The organism is Mycobacterium persicum (assembly GCF_002086915.1).
Taxonomy (GTDB): domain Bacteria; phylum Actinomycetota; class Actinomycetes; order Mycobacteriales; family Mycobacteriaceae; genus Mycobacterium; species Mycobacterium persicum.
On sequence record NZ_MWQA01000001.1, the window covers coordinates 761625 to 778844 of the forward strand.

Below are 17220 nucleotides of genomic sequence, written 5' to 3' on the forward strand. Positions count from 1 at the left end.
CGCATGACACATCTCGAGGAACTCCTTCCGCCCATGAAATGGAATGCGTGGGGAGATCCCGCCGCCGCCAAGCCGCTCTCCGACAGCGTCCGTGCGCTGCTGAAGCAGGTTGTCGGCCTTGGTGATTCGGATGACGCCGAGCTGGATCCCGATCAGGTGGCACTGCGCCCGTCCACCTTGTCGCAGGCCGACCAGGATGCGCTGGCCGAAATCGTCGGCGCCGAATACTTCCGTGCCACCGACCGCGACCGGTTGCTGCACGCAGGCGGCAAATCTACCCCAGACATGCTGCGGCGCAAGGACACTGGCCCTCAGGACGCTCCCGACGCGGTGTTGCTTCCCGGTGATGACGGCACTGTGGCCGCGATTCTGCGGTATTGCTCCGACCACGGCATCGCCGTCGTCCCCTTCGGGGGCGGCACCAACGTCGTCGGCGGGCTTGATCCTGACCGCGGCCAGTTCGGCGCGGTGATCTCGCTGGACTTGCGGCGCTTCAACCAACTTCACTTCCTCGACGAGGTATCGGGCATTGCGGAATTGGGCGCCGGCGCGACCGGCCCCGAGGCCGAACGCCTGCTCGGTGAGCACGGCTTCTCGCTCGGGCACTTCCCGCAAAGCTTCCTTTTCGCCACCATCGGTGGTTTCGCGGCAACCCGTTCCTCCGGCCAGGATTCCGCCGGCTATGGCCGGTTCAACGACATGATCCTCGGGCTGCGCATGATCACCCCGGTGGGTGTGCTGGATCTGGGCCGGGTCGCGGCATCGGCCGCGGGTCCGGACCTGCGCCAACTAGCGATCGGCTCGGAGGGCGCCTTCGGCGTCATCACCAAGGTGCGGTTGCGGGTACACCGGGTACCGGAAACGACGCGCTACGAAGCCTGGTCGTTCCCCGACTTCGCTACCGGCGTCGCGGCGCTGCGCGCGGTCACCCAAACCGGAACGGGACCCACCGTTGTCCGCCTCTCCGATGAGGCCGAGACCGGCGTGAACCTCGCCACCACCGAATCGATCGGCGAAAACCAAATCACCGGCGGCTGTTTGGGACTCACCCTCTTCGAAGGCACCAAGGAACACGCCGAAAGCCGGCACGCCGAGACGCGCGCGTTGCTGATAGCTCACGGCGGAACGTCTCTGGGTGAGGGGCCGGCGCAGGCCTGGGAGCGCGGCCGGTACGCCGCGCCCTACCTGCGCGACGCGCTGCTGGCGGCCGGCGCGCTCTGCGAGACGCTGGAGACCGCCACCGACTGGTCCAACATCCCGAGATTGAAAGCCGCGGTCACCGAGGCGCTGACCACGTCACTGGCGGAATCGGGTACCCCGGCGCTGGTGATGTGCCATGTGTCGCACGTGTATCCGACCGGGGCGTCGCTGTACTTCACCGTCGTCGCGGGGCAGCGAGGCAACCCGATCGAGCAGTGGATGGCCGCCAAGAAGGCCGCGTCGGACGCGATCATGGCCAACGGCGGCACCATCACCCACCACCACGCGATTGGCGCCGACCACCGCCCCTGGATGCGTGCGGAGGTCGGCGATCTTGGTGTCCAACTGCTGCGCGCAATCAAAGCGACACTCGATCCGGCCGGAATTCTCAATCCCGGCAAGCTGATTCCGTGACTGCCGAGAACCCTGTCTCCCGGCAACCGCGCCGGCGCGAGATCGGCAAGGTGACCGCGCTGACCAATCCCGTCTCGGGGCACGGCGCCGCGGTCCGGGCCGCACAGATCGCGATCGCCCGGCTGCATCATCGCGGTGTGGAGGTCGTCGAAATCATTGGTGACGACGCGCAGGACGCGCGTTATCTCGTTTCGGCGGCACTCGAGAAGGGCACCGACGCGGTCGTCGTCACCGGCGGCGACGGTGTCATCTCCAATGCGCTGCAGGTGTTGACGGGCACCGATGTTCCGCTGGGCATCATTCCGGCGGGCACCGGCAACGATCACGCCCGCGAATTCGGGATTCCCACCAAGGATCCCGAAGCCGCCGCGGACATCGTCGTCGACGGCTGGACGGAAACCATTGACCTGGGCCGGATCCGCGACCGCGCGGGGGTCGACAAATGGTTCGGCACCGTGGCGGCAACCGGATTCGATTCGCTGGTGACCGATCGAGCCAATCGGATGCGTTGGCCGCATGGGCGCATGCGCTACTACATCGCGATGCTCGCCGAGCTGTCGCGGCTGCGGACGTTGCCGTTCCGATTGGTCCTCGACGGCGCCCGGGAGATCGAGACCGACCTCACGCTTGCCGCCTTCGGCAATACCCGCAGCTACGGCGGCGGGCTGCTGATCTGCCCCAACGCCGATCCTGCCGACGGCCTGCTCGACATCACCATGGTGGCGTCGGGATCGCGGACGCGGTTGGTCCGCTTCTTCCCCACCGCTATGAAGGGCACTCACGTCGACCTTGACGAGGTGACCACCGCACGGGCCAAGACCGTCGACGTCGAGTGCCCCGGCATCAACGTGTACGCCGACGGCGACTTCGCGTGTCCGCTGCCGGCCGAGATCGCCGCAGTTCCGGCCGCGCTACAGCTGCTGCGCCCCAATCCCTCACCGGTGTAACAACTCGGTCACCGAACCCGACATCTTTTCAAACCCGATCACGTCCGATCAGGGAGGAAAGATGTCCGGACTTCGCGAGACCGCACTGGCGGCTTTGGCTGCTGCGTCGTCCTGTTGTGTCGTGATGGTGCAAGCTCCCCGCGGGGCTGCCGACGACGGTCCGACCTGGAACGGACAATACGTCGTGACGTTCGGGGCCAATGCCAAGACCGGCACCAGCATCGCCGCCAGTGGACCCGAATTCGCCCACCGGGCGAACTACTCCTTCAGCTCGAGCTGCGCGGCGGGCGTCTGTATCGCCACGGTGACCGATGGGCCGCCGGCAAAGAACGGGTTCATCCAGCGCCCAATTGAATACACCTGGAACGGTTACCAATGGGTGCGAGAGACGACCTGGAAGTGGGACTGCCTGCTGCCCGACGGGACAATCGAGTACGACCCGGCGAAATCCATTGCGGTCTATACCCCCGGTCCGCATGGAATCCTGACCGGGGTTTTCCACACCGACATCACCAGTGGCGCCTGCAAGGGAAATGTCGACATGCCGGTATCGGCCAAGCCGGCCTTCGAGCCGGAGAGCGTTGTCTAAGAGCTACCTCGCCGTTTACGGTCTCGATCATGCGGCCACGGCGGTGATCTTGGCGTTGTTCGTCGCGGTTCGTCGCGGTTCGTCGCGGTTCGTCGCGGTTCGTCGCGGTTCCTGCGAACTGGACACTGCCCCGCGGCGGTGATCGCCTCCCCGGGGGGTTGCTACCGGGCACCGGGCTTCGGAGGCGACCCGACCCAGCCCGGGACCTGCGTGGACGCGGTCGATAGGCGTCATGTCAGGGTGCGATCACCGCCGGCAGCGGTCAGGTGGCGGGCGTGTCAGGCTGGTCGGGCGGAATCGCGCCGTCGCAACCACCGGGCGGTGGCGGACCCGGCAGCGGCTCGTCGCCACCGACGCAGTCGTAGTACCACTGCGGCCCGGTTATGTAGGTTCGCATCCACTGGTGCCAGAACGACCCGTCGGGATACTTCTCGCCGTCGCACACAGCTAACTCGCCAAAACCCCAGCGCCCGCCTGGGCAGTAACCCATCGTCATGTTCGGCTTGTGCGGGTCCGGCGGATCAGCGCTGGCGACTGCAGCAGAAGACACAATCACCGCAGCACAGCCTAACGTTGCGGCGCCAAGGCGAGTAAGGTTCGACTTCATTTGTATATTGACCCTTCTTTAGCGTGCTGAATCCATACGGCTGATTTCAAGTGAAGATCCGAACTTGTGAATGAACTTCGGCCAGAAGGATCTGCAGTTCGGTTGTTCTGATAAAGATTCGACATTGACTCGCTAGTTCGGAAAAGTCGCAACATACGTGCGGCAGTTTACGGCACGAAGGGCCGGCGGTGTCAACTCCGGACCGGCAATGAACGGGACACATCAGGCCGATCTGGAAAGGCGGTAACGGCCCCGCCGCCATACCTCACGGCTTTCGCCGTACGGGCATAAGTGCGTCGATCGTCGCTGCGCAGGAGTCCAGTTCAACGGAGGTTGTCACGTCGTTGGACCGGTGTGCGCACCGGCATCCCGGCAGTGCGGGCCGGAATCGACAAACCTCAATAATTCTATGCTATTGATCAATAACGGCTTTTGATTAGCGTTCGGCGAGAAATATCTGTAAGGTACCGACCGGACTTTAATGGGCTTGCGACGGCATATAACGGTCGCATTGGTTCTTCCATTTACGAAGCGGTTGCCCGGTCTTGATCTCGGACCCGTCGGTGGGCGTCGATGATCGGGTCTTCTACGCCCCTTGGCGCGCCGTTTCTTCGATCCGCGACTGGAACGCCGTCCATCCCGACGGAAACGTATCTGCGGCTGCCTTTCCGAATTTCGGCACCGCTTGGGTATTGAATCGCCGGGTTGAGCGCACGGGGATTCGATCAGTGCGGGGTGCACGCCAGCTTGAATTCATGCGGTCGACAGCACGCAGGCCTCGCTGCCGATGACGTCAAGCACCCGGTGTCCAACGTGGCTCGCCAATGCCCCAGCCCCCACCTGCATTTCGCGTCGACCTCCTCGTGATTGCGCAACCAATGCTGGTTGCCCGAGCTGACCGATAAGTCGTTGCAGCGGTACGCATTTCATTCTCCGGTTCCCGACCTGATGGCCTCGATCCCGGAATGCGTGGACGCACACCACGACTCACACGACGACGCATCGGGACAGCGTCCTCACCGAGGTCGCCCCCAGAACATCCCTAAATCGTGCGGCCGGGAATGGCACAGGCAAGCGCACCACATCGTGGCGAACCGTCACACCTTCGTGCTACCGCGGTGATGATCACAGGCCAATAATTCCCAGACCGTTTCACAAACTGACGTTCACGTCACTGGAGGCATAATTCGGTTCTTCCAGATCCCGCAACTGATGACGGAGATCGGCGCCACCAATAACCTGCAAAACATCACCGAGGTGATTCAGCAAGCTGACCTGCGGCATACGGGTTGGTTGGAGTGGGCGTTCACCGGCAACGACCCGACGAGCACGGCAGTCAATGCGCAGGCGCTGGTCTACAACCCGGAACTCCCGCCGACCGGCGATAACGTCAACACAGCCAAACTCCCAGCGCTCGCCGAACCGTACCCCCAGGTGGTTGCCGGCACCCCAAAGTTATGGGCATTCCGCAGAGGCAAGTTCCAACTGCCCTACGCGACCGAGCGAGCCGACCACCACGGCGGCTTCGTCTCCGGCGAGCAGACAATCATCTCGGTGCCGCCCGTCGAGTATCCGAACGGCTACCAGGTGAGTGTCAAAGGTGGACAGGTCACTTCGGCACCCGGCGCCGCCTTGTTGACCATCGTCGCAGACCCGGGGCGCAAGCACCGTCAAAGTCGTGGTCGTGCCCTGACGGCCAGCGGGTGCCAGGTCCAAGTGGCTAACCGACGCCGCGGCTCAACCACGCGACCTCACCGGCGTCGCCACCGTCTCGGTACACCTCGAGCGCCTCGTCCCACGCGGTTCCCAGCACCGAATCCAGCTCGGCAGCAAGAGTGTCGGCCCCCTGCGCCATTAACGTCCGCAGCCGCATCTCCCCCACCATGATGTCGCCGTTGGCGCTCATGGCACCGCTCCACAAGCCCAGCTGCGGGGTGTGGCTGAACCGCTGCCCATCGACACCGGGGCTGGGATCTTCGGTGACCTCGAAGCGCAGCACCGACCACGAGCGCAACGCATTGGCCAGCCTCGCGCCGGTGCCCACCGGCCCCACCCAGTTGGTGACCGCACGCAATTGCCCGGGCATCGCCGGCTGCGGCGTCCAGACCAGATTCGCCTTGGCCTGCAGGGTCGACGACAACGCCCACTCGACATGCGGGCATACCGCCGCGGGCGAAGCGTGGATGTACACCACGCCGGTCGTCACGTCGGCGAACTGATTCGATGCACGCATCTCTTGCTCCTTCGGTTCCGCGAGGGACGTCTTCCCCAACGACCTGGCGAACCAGCAGAGCGAGATACCTGCCACGAAATTATGTTGTCTGCGTGTCTATTGTGCCTTGTGAGACCACTGTTGCGCTAGTGTGCAGTCCGGATTAGCTGTACTCGGCCAAAACCCAGTCCGAAATCGCCGGCCAGGGCTCTCGGGCCCACTCGCCGAAATCACGATCCGTGAGGACCACCAGCGCCAGGTCCGCGTCGGGATCGGCCCAGATGAACCCGCCTGCCTGACCGAAATGGCCATATGTTCGCGGCGAGTTGCGGGTGCCCGTCCAGTGCGGCGACTTGGCATCCCTGATCTCAAAGCCCAGCCCCCAGTCATTGGGGCGCTGCACACCGTATCCGGGCAACACCCCGTCCAGGCCCGGGAACTGCACGGTGGTCGCCGCGTCGTGCATCTGCCCGGAGACCGTCAACGGGCGCAGCAGGTCACCGGCGAACAACGCCAAGTCGGCGACCGTCGACGTGGCGCCGAACCCGGCTGCGGCCGCACCGCCATCGAGCCGGGTATTCGCCATGCCCAATGGGTCGAACACCGCCTCGGTCAGATAGTTGCCGAATTCGATTCCCGACTCCCGCTGCACCGCTTCGGCCAGCACAGTGAAGCCGTAGTTGGAATACATCCGCCGGGCGCCGGGCTGTGCCAGCTCCTTCGCCGAGTGCATCGCCAGGCCCGACGCATGCGCCAGCAGGTGACGGATCGTGGATCCCGGGGGCCCGGTCGGGGTTTCGAGGTCGACGACCCCTTCCTCGACGGCGATCTGCACCGCGCGGGCCACCAACGGCTTGGTGACCGACGCGAGAGTGAACACCTGCGCGGTATCGCCATGGGTGGCCAGCACACCGTCGGGTCCGATTACCGCCGCGGCGGCAGCGGGCACCGGCCAGTCGTCAAGAGCATCCAAAGCGGCCATCGAGTCCGGCTTCACTTCCGGGCGATGTAGTAGTTGTTCAACGGATCTGACTCGATCTCGGTCACCTGCACGTCACTGAAGCCGGCGTCGGCGAGCATCGAGGTGGCCACCTGGCGGCCCCACACGGTTCCCAACCCCACGCCGTCCAGCGCCAGCGACACCGTCATGCAATGCATCATCGACGTGGTGTACAGGTAGGTGCTCAGCGGGACACCGATGTTGTCCTGGAGTCGGCTCGACGCCTTGATGTCAACCATCAGCAGCACACCGCCGGGTCGCAGGGCCCGATGGATGTTCTGCAGCACCCGAGCCGGTTGCGCTTGGTCGTGGATGGTGTCGAAGGCGGTGATCACGTCGTAGGCGGCTACTTTTTCGGGGACCTTCTCGAGCTGCGCCAAGTCGTGCCGCTCGAATGCCGCGTTGTTCAGGCCGAGTGCAGCCGCCTCTGCGGCGCCTGCCCCCACGGCCGCTTCCGAAAAATCGATGCCAGTAAACCGGCTTTGCGGGAACGCCTGCGCCATGAGATTGACCGCATGCCCGCTGCCGCAACCGAAATCGGCCACCTCGAGGCCGGCCCGCAGACGCTCCGGCAGGCCCTCGACCAACGGCAAAACCACGTCGACGAGGGTGGCGTCGAACACCTCACCGCTCATCTCGGCCATCAGCGTGTGGAAGCGCGGGTAGTCGCTGTAGGGCACGCCGCCGCCGGCCCGGAAGCAGTCAATGACCTTCTGCTCGACTTCGCCGAGCAGAGCGATGAACTGCGTGACGCGGGCGAGGTTGTTGGGTCCGGCGGCTCGGGTAAGGGCTGCCGCCCGATGGGCGGGCAGCGCGTACGTCGCCTTATCGGGGTCGTAGTCGACGACCTGCGCGGCGGTCACGCCACCCAGCCATTCCCGGACATAGCGCTCGTTGAGCCCCGCCGCCTCGGCGATCTGGGTGCTGGTCGACGGCGGCAGCTCGGCCATCGTGTCCAGCAGCCCGGTCTGATGGCCGACGCTGAGCAGGATCGCCAAACCGGCGCTGTCGATGGCCGCCACGATCCGGTTGCCGAATTCCTCACTGGTTTCGGGTTTGGTTTCGGGGCCGATTTCGGGGCCGGTGTCGGTTGCCGTCATGATCAGCGACGCTACACCGGGCCGCCACGGCACTGGTCCAAGGCGAAGACGGTTCTCGAGCCCGTGTTGGTTGTGGTCAGCGATGCGAATCCGCTATTGCACGCCGTCAAGCCCGTCTTCGCCCAGCAATCGTGCGCCGGCGCCGCCGGCCCCGCCGGCGCCCGCGGTGGTTCTGTTGCCACCGTTGCCACCGTCGCCGCCCCTGCCGCCCCCGCCGAACAGCACCCCGGCGTTGCCGAGTGCCGGGGACGCGATGTGGTCTTTCAATTCGTGACGCTGGTCCTGGACAACGCCGGTGCCGGACACCCGTCCTGAATTTGTCCGGCAGGCTATAGGTTGGGGCCATGAATCAGACAGTGCGCGGCGTGATTTCACGAAAAAAGGGTGAGCCCGTCGAATTGGTGGACATTGTCGTCCCGGACCCCGGGCCCGGTGAGGTCGTCGTCGACATCAGCGCCTGCGGGGTGTGCCACACCGATCTGACCTACCGCGAGGGCGGCATCAACGACGAATACCCGTTTCTGCTGGGTCACGAGGCCGCGGGCACGGTGGAAGCCGTCGGGCCAGGGGTGACCACGGTCGAACCGGGCGACTTCGTGATCCTGAACTGGCGCGCCGTGTGCGGCCAGTGCCGCGCATGCAAACGGGGCCGGCCGCACTACTGCTTCAACACCTTCAACGCCGAACAGAAGATGACGCTCACCGACGGCACCGAACTCACCCCCGCGTTGGGCATCGGCGCGTTCGCCGACAAGACGTTGGTGCACTCCGGTCAATGCACCAAAGTCGATCCGGCAGCCGATCCCGCGGTAGCCGGCCTGCTGGGTTGCGGAGTGATGGCCGGCATCGGCGCCGCGATCAACACCGGTGGGGTGACCCGCGACGACACCGTCGCGGTGATCGGCTGCGGCGGCGTGGGCGATGCCGCGATCGCGGGCGCCGCGCTGGTCGGGGCCACCAAGATCATCGCCGTCGACACCGACGACACCAAGCTGGCGTGGGCCCGCGAATTCGGCGCCACGCACACGATCAATGCCCGCGAAACCGACGTCGTCGCAACCATCCAGGAACTTACCGACGGCTTCGGCGCCAACGTGGTGATCGACGCCGTAGGCCGGCCCGAAACCTGGAAGCAGGCCTTCTATGCCCGTGACCTGGCCGGAACCGTCGTATTGGTGGGCGTGCCGACACCCGAAATGCGATTGGACATGCCGCTGGTGGACTTCTTTTCCCGCGGCGGGGCATTGAAGTCCTCGTGGTACGGCGACTGCCTACCCGAACGCGACTTCCCCACCCTGATCGACCTCTACTTGCAGGGCCGGCTTCCGCTGGACAAGTTCGTCTCCGAACGAATCGGGCTCGGCGACGTCGAGGAGGCATTCCACAAGATGCACGACGGCAAGGTGCTGCGCTCGGTGGTGATGCTGTGATCGAGCGCGTCGTCACCCACGGGACTTTCGAACTCGACGGCGGCAGTTGGGAAGTCGACAACAACATCTGGCTGGTCGGTGACGACTCCGAGGTCGTGGTTTTCGACGCCGCCCATGACGCCGCACCGATCATCGAGGCGGTCAGGGGCCGCAATGTGGTGGCGGTGGTGTGTACGCATGGCCACAACGACCACGTAACGGTGGCTCCCCAACTCGGCCAGACCCTGGACGCGCCGGTGTTATTGCATCCCGGCGACGGCGTGCTGTGGCGAATGACGCACCCGGACAGAGACTTTCGCGCCATCGACGAGGAAGAGACGGTGCGTGTGGCCGGGACCGAGTTGCGTGCCCTGCACACCCCGGGCCATTCACCGGGATCGGTGTGCTGGTATGCGCCAGAGCTCGGCCCCGGGACAGGTGTCGTGTTCAGCGGCGACACCCTCTTTTCCGGCGGACCCGGGGCAACCGGACGCTCTTTCTCCGACTTCCCGACGATTCTGCGGTCGATCTCCGAACGGCTCGGGACGTTGCCGGGCGACACCGTCGTGCATACCGGCCACGGCGACAGCACCACTATTGGCGACGAGATCGTCCACTACGAAGAATGGGTCGCCCGCGGTCACTGAAGCCGGTTAATGTCCCTGAAGAATCCGGCGCTTCTCGGCCTGGAACTCACTTTCGGTGAGTGCCCCTGAATCACGCAGCGCCGCAATGGTTTTGAGCCGCTCAAGCTTGACCCCCTGGTCGCTGGGCTCGCTGGGTCCGATGGGCTCGATGGGCGCCGACCAAGTCGCCGATACCGTCGTAGGCCGGCTGCGACTCAGCCACATCACCGACAAGGCCAGATCCACCAGGCCAACGACGAAGACGGCGACGAATACCCATACCAGATAGCCGTAGGAGCTCTGGTGGCCGAAAGCCAGTCGCGGGTTGATGTATCCGCCGACCTGGCCCTCGGTCGTCACGCGGTAGCTGCCTTCGACCGGAACCTGGACCATCCACACCCGCACATGCGCGTCGTTGTTGACCGTGGTTGTGCTGCCGATACTTTCGGTGACCCGCGGTTGTGGCACGCCCGCGGGTGGGTCGATCGAAATGCCTAGCGGCGGCACCGGCAGGCCGGTGCCGTTGGTGCCGCCGATGACCACGGTGTGCAGGCTGACGGTGACTTCACCGGCCGGCAGATGGACGCTGCCCGAGCCCGGGACAGGCACTTCGCCGTAAGCGTTGTACTTGTCCAGAAGGAATGCGTTGAGCACCAACGTGGCGATGAAGCCGGCCACCGACACCACTAACATCACAACGGCCAGTGCCAGCGAAACCTTGGCGGCCCGTCTGCTGTTCATCCACGCAGTTTGGCACGCCGGCGAAGCATCGCGACGACCACAGCACCGATCAGCACCACAAACGCGGTCACCGGCACCCAATCCCCCAGCCGTTGGTACACCGTGGTGCTCGAGCCCAACGGAACGCTGACTACAACGGCGCCCCGGAAATCCGACGGGCACCACGCCAGCCGGTGCCCCCGGACGTCGAAGGCCGAACTGTCGCCGGACAACCCGGCATGCACCGCCGGGCGGCCCGCTTCGACCGCACGCACCGCGGGTTGCGCGGCCAATTGCGGCTGCGCCCAACTGCCTTGAAATGTCGAGGTGGAACTCTGGTAGGCCAACAGCTCGGCCCCCAGCAGGGCTTCACGTCGCGCCAGATCGGAAAACGTCGTCTCATAGCTGACCAGCGGTCCGATATCGAGCCCACGGGCAGACAGCACCACCGGCCCGGCTCCCCGCCTGCGGTCTTCGGCGGCGGCCTTGCTGTGGCGGGTGAGCCAGCCGACCAGCGGCCGCAGCGGCACATATTCGCCGAACGGCACCAGACGGGTCTTGCGATAACTGCCGAGCACTCCGCCGGCACCCACGAGCACCGACGACTTGTAGATGCCCCCGCCCGGCGCTGCCGCATCGACGTTGACAAGCAGCTCGGCGCCCACCCGCCGCGACAACTCCACCAGCCGGGCCAGCACCTCGGGATGTCCGGTGAGATCCTGCCCGACGCTGCTTTCGCCCCACACCACCACGTCCACCCGCTGGCCTACGAGGGTGGCCGTGATCGCCTCACTGGCCTCCTCCCGGGCAGTCGCATCGTCGATATCGCCGGGCTGGACGAGCGCGACTCGCACGGTCGGACCGGAAGCGGGCGCCGGGCCCAGCAGGTACCACGCCGGTCCCAGTCCCGCGCACGCCACCGCACACCCCAGCGCGACCAGCCGCATCGGCCCCTGATGCACGATCGCGACGGCGACGGCGGCATTGGCAGCGACCACCAGAAAGCTGGTCAGCCACACTCCGCCCAGGGACGCCGACGCCAGCGTGGCCGGCTGATTCCACTGCGACGCGCCCAACGGCGCCCACGGACCGCCCAACGGGGGCCACGCCCGCACCGCTTCGGCCGCCACCCACGCGCTGGGCACCATCACCACGACGGCAGCCATGCGCGCGGCGGTCACCGGCGCCGTCAGCAGCCGGTGGGCGATCCATCCCCACGGCAGCCACAGGGCACCGAGTCCCATGGCGTACACCGCCAGAAGCGGGCCGGTGCTGGTCGCCAGCCAGTATTGAGTGGCCAGCACGAACCCGCCGACACCCCAGCAGGCCCGTACGGCGCCGTCCCACGATGTGGCCGCGGCCCGCACCGCCAGCAGCAGTGGCACCACCGCGAACCACGCCAGCCACCACCGCGACGGCGCCGGGAAAGCCAGCGCCGGTAGCGCGCCGAGGACCAACGCCACCGCCCATCCGGGGACGCGCCGCCGGCACGTTCCCGAATGGAGGGCCATGGTGTTCAGCATGCCGGTCGGATTCTGCGACGGCGAGGAAAGGCGGCGAGGAAAAGGGCACACTGGACAGGCGCCACCGGAAAAGGAGTGAAACGCATGGCTAACGATCTGATCGCGACGGTGCCCGATCTGTCCGGGAAGCTTGCCATTGTCACCGGCGCCAACAGCGGTCTCGGGTTCGGGCTGGCCCGACGGCTGTCGGCATCCGGCGCCGATGTGGTGATGGCAATCCGCAACCGCGCCAAGGGTGAGGCGGCGATCGAGCAGATCCGCACCGCGGTTCCCGACGCCAAGCTGACCATCAAGGCACTTGACCTGTCGTCGCTGGCCTCCGTCGCCGCGTTGGGTGAGCAGCTCAACTCCGAAGGCCGCCCGATCGACATTCTGATCAACAACGCCGGTGTCATGACCCCACCCGAACGCGACATCACCGCCGACGGCTTCGAATTGCAGTTCGGCAGTAACCATCTCGGTCACTTCGCGCTGACCGCCCAGGTGCTGCCGCTGCTGCGCGCGGCGCCCGCCGCGCGGGTGGTCTCGCTGAGCAGCTTGGCGGCACGGCGCGGCCGTATCCACTTCGATGACTTGCAGTTCGAAAAGTCCTACGCCCCCATGACGGCCTACGGGCAGTCGAAGCTGGCAGTGCTGATGTTCGCCCGCGAGCTGGACCGCCGCAGCCGCGAGGCCGGCTGGGGCATCATGTCCAATGCCGCGCACCCCGGGTTGACCAAGACCAACCTGCAGATCAGCGGACCTTCGCACGGCCGGGAAAAGCCGGCGCTGATGCAGCGGCTCTACCAGGCGTCGTGGCGTTTGACTCCGTTCTTTTGGCAGGAGATCGACGAGGGGATACTGCCCGCCCTGTATGCGGCCGCCACCCCGCAGGCTGAGGGCGGTGTGTTCTACGGCCCCCGGGGCTTCTACGAGGCGGCCGGCGGCGGCGTGACGGAGGCCAAGGTGCCCGCCCGGGCCCGCAACGACGCCGACTGCCGACGTCTCTGGGAGGTTTCCGAACGTCTCACGGGGGTCAGCTATCCGACGCCGGCCTGATAGGCCGCCGACGGACGGCTCGGCCTACCACCGGTCGCCAGGACGAAGCGAAAAAGAAGCTGGCGCAGAATGATTCGCTGATCACCACGGCGGGGCGGGCGTGTCGGTGCGCACTGCGCGGCGTTACCCGGACCGGTCTCGGTGGTTGTTTCATCGAGACTGCAGCCACTGCGACGTGCTGCGGCGTGTCGTCTGCGTGGCTGCGGTGTCGCGGGGACGACGACCTGCGTACCGGCAAGCGTTTCGATCCGGCGCCGCATTGGGTAACCGGAATTGAGGGGTCGGTCACAAACTGCAACGGCAAAGGGGCACAGGCATGACTGCGCACGACGAGCAGGCCGCCGGCCGCAGCGATCACCGGCAACAGGCCGGCAGCAGCAGCGACGGCGGGAAACCGGATACCTCCGAGGTGCCGGAACCCAGCGACGAAGCCAAGGAAACCGCGGCCGAAATGATGACGGCCTATGAGGACCGGCCGACGTTGGTGTTGCCCGGCTCCGGCAGGACCATCACCGGCACCGCGGTCGGGGACTGGCTCGACGACCACGGCCATCCTCGATACGCCGACGACACGGATTCGCCGGCGGCAAAAGCCAAGGCAAACAGCGAACAAACAGATGAAGACAAGAAGGTCGCCGAGAATCTGGACAGGGACAAGGCCTACAACGAGGAAGTTCTCAAGTCAGCCCGAGACGAGGCAGCCGCGGGCTAAGCCGGCCTCACCGCGCTGCCGGGAGCGGGATGACCGGGTCTAGAGCCCGGGAACCGGGGGTATCGGGAAGCCGATGCCGGGGATCTGCGGGATGGCCGGGATCGGCGGGATCTGCGGCACCGCCGGCACTTGCTGGGTGGGCGGTGGCTGCGGGGTGGCGGGTGGTTGCGTGGTGGCCGGCGGCTGGGTGGTGGCCGGCGGCTGGGTGGTCGTAGGGGGCTCCGTTGTTGGGGGTGTCGTCGGGGGCGTCGTGCTTGCCGGCGGTGGGGTTGTCGTCGGGGGCGGTGGTGTCGTTTCGGCGGTAGGAGGGGGTGCCTGGGTCGACGGCGGTGGCGGCGGCGCTTGCGGCGCCGGTTCTTGGGTGCCGGGCGGTGGCGGCGCCGGCTCCGGGCTCCCCACGGTCGGCGGCGCGGCAGGCGCGGAAGTCGTCGGGGCCGGGCTTACCCCCGGCGGGCGTGTCGCGGGCTCGTCGTTGGAGCCCAGCGCGATCGCCACCGCGGTGCCGACCAGCAGCACCGCGACGACCGTGCTGACGATGATCACCGCCGGCAGGCGATACCACGGGATGACCGGCGGCTCAGGCTTCGCCTCCGGGGGCGTGTCATGGTCGAACGCCAGCTGCGGGCGGGCGGAGGTGTAGCCGGAACCGCCGGCATCCGCATAGTCGCCGCCCGGCACGGGCATGACGCGGGAATCATCGTCGGCTTCCGACCAGGCCAGCGCGGGCTGCAATGCCGACGCGGGCGCATCCGCACCATTCGGGGCTGCCAGCGGAGCAAGCGGTGCCAGCGCCGCCACTGCCGGCGCGGCGACCGGCGGGGCCGAGGTCAACACCGTCGCACTGGTATCGGCGGGCCCTCGGGCCGCCCGCAACGCCGCCCCGATAGCGGCGGTTAGTTGCGGGCGCGGCGCCGTGACCACCGGAACGCCAAATCGCCCCGACAGCGTCGTGGTGACCGACGCGATGTTGGCACCACCACCGACGGAAATGATCGCGACCAGGTCCGCTGGATGAATTCCGTTGCGCGCCAACGTCTGTTCCATCACTGCGGCGACACCGTCCAGCGCCTCGCGAATCGCCTCGTCGAGCTCGTTTCGGGTGAGCCGGATTTCGCGATGCGTCCCCGGCAACTCGTCGGCCAGGGTGGTCACCGTGCTGTGGGAGAGCCGCTGCTTGGCATTGCGGCATTCGATCCGCAGCCGGTTCAACGAGCCGATGGCCGCGGTCCCGGACGGGTCGAACGAACCGGTGGCCGGCATCTCCGACATCACGTAGGTCAGGAGCGCCTGGTCGATCAGATCACCGGAGAAGTCTCGATGCCGCAGCGTCGCGGCGACCGGCTGATAATCACCGGCCGCATCGACCAGCGTGATGCTGGTCCCGCTGCCGCCGAAGTCGCACACCGCGACGATGCCGCGGGCCGGTATCCCCGGGTTGGCCCGCATCGCGAACAGCGCGGCCGCCGCGTCGGGGATCAACAGTGGCTGGGTTTCGTGCGACCATTCCGGCACCCGGCTCAGCGCGGCACCCAACGCGTCGACCGCGGCCGTCCCCCAGTGGGCGGGATAAGTCAGCGCGACATCGTCGGGCAGGGCCCGTCCACCGGTGGCGGTGTAGGCCAGAGCACGCAGACTGTCGACCACCAGAGCCTCGCTACGGTGCATCGAGCCGTCGGCCGCCACGATGCCGACCGGGTCCCCAACCCGGTCCACGAAGTCGCTCATGACTAGGCCGGACTGATCCAGTCTCGGATTTTCCGACGGCAGTCCGACCTCGGGTGGGCGCTGCCGATACAAGGTCAGCACCGGCTTGCGGGTGATCGCGTGGTCGGCGGTCACCGCCGCCAGGTTGGTGGCACCGATCGACAGCCCCAGTGCGGGCCGTGGTCCTTCTGCCATGGTTTGTCCCCGTCCGGCTGCGCGCCCCCGCGCCCGCCTACCCGAAATTGTGCCGTCTACACCTATAGCCGTTCTTTGCGCCGGCTATGCGCGAGCTGTATAACGACATGGCTCAGCGGATGGTGCCCGCGCCGGGAATCAATGGCAGGTCCAACGCGGTGACCCAGCCCGGAGACAGGTCGTTGACGGCCGGGACGGCGTTGAGCGCCCGCATCCCGGTCGCCAGGCATCCGGCGGTGGCCGCATCGCGGCCCGAGCCGTCGGTGAACCGGAACGCGGTTTCCTGGAAGATGCTCGGGGTTCCGTCGATGTCCACCCGGTAGACGTCGTCGTCGTGACCTGAGGGCCAGTCGGGCGCGGCGTCGCGGCCGATGCGGTTGACGTGCTCGAGTTGAATGCGCGTCTCGCCCCGGTAGATGCCGTTGATGGTGAAGCGGACGGCGGCGACCTGGCCGGGCTTGATGACGCCCTTCACCGAGTGACGCTCGGTGGGCGTCACCCACTTGTCCCAGGTAGTGGTGATCTCGTCGAGCATGATCCCGGCGGCGTGGGCGATCATCGGGACGGTGGCGCCCCACGCGAAAATCAACACGTCGCGGTTTTCCAGGATCGGGCTGAATTCGGGCTCCCGCCCGATGCCCATTTCTTTCTCGTAGTCGCCTTCGTAGTTGGTGTAGTCCAGCAGCTCGGCGGCGCGCACTCGCCGCACTTCCGAACACAGCCCCATCAGGGTCATCGGAAACAGGTCGTTGGCGAATCCCGGGTCAATGCCGGTGGTGAAACACGACGACTCCCCCAGCTCGCACGCCTCGGTGATCGGCTGGATCCACTGCGGCGGGTTCAGGTGCATCGTCGGCCAGATCCACGGCGTCATCGCGGTCGAGCACACGTCGATGCCGGCCCGCAGGAACCGGGTAATCAGCGCGATGTTGGCGTCGGCCCGCATCGCGGTCGGTCCGTAGTGCACCAATGCGTCAGGCTTGAGCGCGATCAGGGCGTCGACGTCGTCGGTGGCGACGATGCCCACCGGCCCGGGCAGCCCGCAGATGTCACCGACGTCGCGCCCGACCTTGCCGGGGTTGCTGACACCGACCCCGACCAGCTCGAACAGCGGATGCTTGACGATTTCGGCGATCACCATCTTGCCGACGAAACCGGTGCCCCAGACGACTATTCGCTTAGTGTCCCGTTGCGACATTTAACCGCCACCTCCCGGCTTCACCC

At 66.6% G+C, this 17220-nt stretch carries 17 protein-coding genes and 1 pseudogene; 8 read left to right on the top strand and 10 right to left on the bottom strand.

Translation table 11 applies throughout. The features are described from left to right. The first annotated feature begins 33 nt into the window (after positions 1-33). The 3 genes from B4U45_RS03395 (at position 34) to B4U45_RS03405 (ending at position 3150) form a co-directional block, all read left to right on the top strand. Positions 34-1614: an FAD-binding oxidoreductase gene (locus B4U45_RS03395; protein ID WP_082275199.1), complete on the top strand. Its 1581-nt coding sequence runs from the start codon at positions 34-36 to the stop codon at positions 1612-1614. Further along, positions 1611-2561: a diacylglycerol kinase gene (locus B4U45_RS03400; RefSeq protein ID WP_075545287.1), complete on the top strand. Its 951-nt coding sequence runs from the start codon at positions 1611-1613 to the stop codon at positions 2559-2561. Before B4U45_RS03395 ends, B4U45_RS03400 begins: the two co-directional genes overlap by 4 nt. A gap of 61 nt (positions 2562-2622) precedes the next feature. Then, positions 2623-3150, top strand: a complete 528-nt coding sequence (locus B4U45_RS03405; RefSeq protein ID WP_075545288.1) for an Rv2253 family sensor-like surface protein — start codon at positions 2623-2625, stop codon at positions 3148-3150. A 262-nt stretch (positions 3151-3412) separates the two neighbouring features. On the opposite strand, the gene B4U45_RS03410 is transcribed toward B4U45_RS03405, so the two are convergent. Then, positions 3413-3757 carry a hypothetical protein gene (locus tag B4U45_RS03410; RefSeq protein WP_075545289.1) on the bottom strand — a complete coding sequence of 115 codons (345 nt, stop codon included), beginning with the start codon at positions 3755-3757 and terminating at the stop codon, positions 3413-3415. Between the two features lie 1152 nt (positions 3758-4909). Continuing rightward, positions 4910-5041 (bottom strand): hypothetical protein, encoded by a 132-nt coding sequence (locus tag B4U45_RS29775; RefSeq protein WP_258174299.1) that lies wholly within the window; start codon positions 5039-5041, stop codon positions 4910-4912. A gap of 150 nt (positions 5042-5191) precedes the next feature. On the opposite strand from B4U45_RS29775, the pseudogene B4U45_RS30260 reads away from it, so the two are divergent. Next, positions 5192-5404, top strand: a pseudogene (locus B4U45_RS30260) (cellulase family glycosylhydrolase); the annotation flags it as partial. Between the two features lie 73 nt (positions 5405-5477). Here B4U45_RS30260 and B4U45_RS03415 read toward each other — a convergent pair. From B4U45_RS03415 to B4U45_RS03430, 4 genes are all read right to left on the bottom strand, one after another. Further along, positions 5478-5990 carry a DUF3145 domain-containing protein gene (locus B4U45_RS03415; RefSeq protein ID WP_036412540.1) on the bottom strand — a complete coding sequence of 171 codons (513 nt, stop codon included), beginning with the start codon at positions 5988-5990 and terminating at the stop codon, positions 5478-5480. Between the two features lie 142 nt (positions 5991-6132). Beyond that, positions 6133-6951, bottom strand: coding sequence for a serine hydrolase domain-containing protein (locus B4U45_RS03420; protein WP_075545308.1), 819 nt, complete (start codon positions 6949-6951; stop codon positions 6133-6135). A gap of 11 nt (positions 6952-6962) precedes the next feature. Beyond that, the gene (locus B4U45_RS03425; protein WP_075545309.1) at positions 6963-8069 is read right to left on the bottom strand and encodes a class I SAM-dependent methyltransferase; all 1107 of its coding nucleotides are present in this window, start codon (positions 8067-8069) and stop codon (positions 6963-6965) included. 93 nt (positions 8070-8162) lie between these two features. Next, positions 8163-8375, bottom strand: a complete 213-nt coding sequence (locus B4U45_RS03430) for a hypothetical protein (RefSeq protein ID WP_075545290.1) — start codon at positions 8373-8375, stop codon at positions 8163-8165. 38 nt (positions 8376-8413) lie between these two features. On the opposite strand from B4U45_RS03430, the gene B4U45_RS03435 reads away from it, so the two are divergent. Both B4U45_RS03435 and B4U45_RS03440 read left to right on the top strand, forming a co-directional pair. Further along, positions 8414-9499, top strand: a complete 1086-nt coding sequence (locus tag B4U45_RS03435) for an S-(hydroxymethyl)mycothiol dehydrogenase (RefSeq protein ID WP_075545291.1) — start codon at positions 8414-8416, stop codon at positions 9497-9499. Further along, a complete protein-coding gene (locus tag B4U45_RS03440) occupies positions 9448-10125 on the top strand; it encodes an MBL fold metallo-hydrolase (protein ID WP_075545310.1) in 678 nt (225 codons plus the stop codon). The genes B4U45_RS03435 and B4U45_RS03440 overlap by 52 nt, the downstream gene beginning before the upstream one ends. Positions 10126-10131: 6 nt before the next feature. Here B4U45_RS03440 and B4U45_RS03445 read toward each other — a convergent pair whose 3' ends face one another. Further along, positions 10132-10845: an SHOCT domain-containing protein gene (locus B4U45_RS03445; RefSeq protein WP_075545292.1), complete on the bottom strand. Its 714-nt coding sequence runs from the start codon at positions 10843-10845 to the stop codon at positions 10132-10134. Then, on the bottom strand, positions 10842-12335 hold the full coding sequence (gene lnt / locus B4U45_RS03450; RefSeq protein ID WP_082275200.1) for an apolipoprotein N-acyltransferase: 1494 nt from the start codon (positions 12333-12335) through the stop codon (positions 10842-10844). The genes B4U45_RS03445 and lnt overlap by 4 nt, the downstream gene beginning before the upstream one ends. 96 nt (positions 12336-12431) lie before the next feature. On the opposite strand from lnt, the gene B4U45_RS03455 reads away from it, so the two are divergent. Continuing rightward, entirely contained in the window at positions 12432-13385 is a 954-nt protein-coding gene (locus B4U45_RS03455; RefSeq protein ID WP_075545293.1) for an SDR family oxidoreductase, read from the top strand. A 316-nt stretch (positions 13386-13701) separates the two neighbouring features. Continuing rightward, positions 13702-14097, top strand: coding sequence for a hypothetical protein (locus B4U45_RS03460; protein WP_082275197.1), 396 nt, complete (start codon positions 13702-13704; stop codon positions 14095-14097). Between the two features lie 39 nt (positions 14098-14136). Here the strand turns inward: B4U45_RS03460 and B4U45_RS03465 are convergent, their stop codons facing one another. Then, complete coding sequence (locus B4U45_RS03465) at positions 14137-15996, bottom strand: Hsp70 family protein (RefSeq protein WP_219859316.1); 1860 nt, start codon at positions 15994-15996, stop codon at positions 14137-14139. Between the two features lie 112 nt (positions 15997-16108). Then, positions 16109-17194: an NAD(P)H-dependent amine dehydrogenase family protein gene (locus B4U45_RS03470; protein ID WP_075549357.1), complete on the bottom strand. Its 1086-nt coding sequence runs from the start codon at positions 17192-17194 to the stop codon at positions 16109-16111. Between the last annotated feature and the right edge of the window lie 26 nt (positions 17195-17220).

Bases quoted from the DNA above. Each gene is read 5' to 3' on its own strand.
- B4U45_RS03395 (WP_082275199.1), top strand. From the start codon at position 34: ATGAAATGGAATGCGTGGGGAGATCCCGCCGCCGCCAAGCCGCTCTCC.
- B4U45_RS03405 (WP_075545288.1), top strand. From the start codon at position 2,623: ATGTCCGGACTTCGCGAGACCGCACTGGCGGCTTTGGCTGCTGCGTCG.
- B4U45_RS03410 (WP_075545289.1), bottom strand. From the start codon at position 3,757: ATGAAGTCGAACCTTACTCGCCTTGGCGCCGCAACGTTAGGCTGTGCT.
- B4U45_RS29775 (WP_258174299.1), bottom strand. From the start codon at position 5,041: ATGCCGCAGGTCAGCTTGCTGAATCACCTCGGTGATGTTTTGCAGGTT.
- B4U45_RS03415 (WP_036412540.1), bottom strand. From the start codon at position 5,990: ATGCGTGCATCGAATCAGTTCGCCGACGTGACGACCGGCGTGGTGTAC.
- B4U45_RS03420 (WP_075545308.1), bottom strand. From the start codon at position 6,951: ATGGCCGCTTTGGATGCTCTTGACGACTGGCCGGTGCCCGCTGCCGCC.
- B4U45_RS03425 (WP_075545309.1), bottom strand. From the start codon at position 8,069: ATGACGGCAACCGACACCGGCCCCGAAATCGGCCCCGAAACCAAACCC.
- B4U45_RS03435 (WP_075545291.1), top strand. From the start codon at position 8,414: ATGAATCAGACAGTGCGCGGCGTGATTTCACGAAAAAAGGGTGAGCCC.
- B4U45_RS03445 (WP_075545292.1), bottom strand. From the start codon at position 10,845: ATGAACAGCAGACGGGCCGCCAAGGTTTCGCTGGCACTGGCCGTTGTG.
- lnt (WP_082275200.1), bottom strand. From the start codon at position 12,335: ATGGCCCTCCATTCGGGAACGTGCCGGCGGCGCGTCCCCGGATGGGCG.
- B4U45_RS03455 (WP_075545293.1), top strand. From the start codon at position 12,432: ATGGCTAACGATCTGATCGCGACGGTGCCCGATCTGTCCGGGAAGCTT.
- B4U45_RS03460 (WP_082275197.1), top strand. From the start codon at position 13,702: ATGACTGCGCACGACGAGCAGGCCGCCGGCCGCAGCGATCACCGGCAA.
- B4U45_RS03465 (WP_219859316.1), bottom strand. From the start codon at position 15,996: ATGGCAGAAGGACCACGGCCCGCACTGGGGCTGTCGATCGGTGCCACC.
- B4U45_RS03470 (WP_075549357.1), bottom strand. From the start codon at position 17,194: ATGTCGCAACGGGACACTAAGCGAATAGTCGTCTGGGGCACCGGTTTC.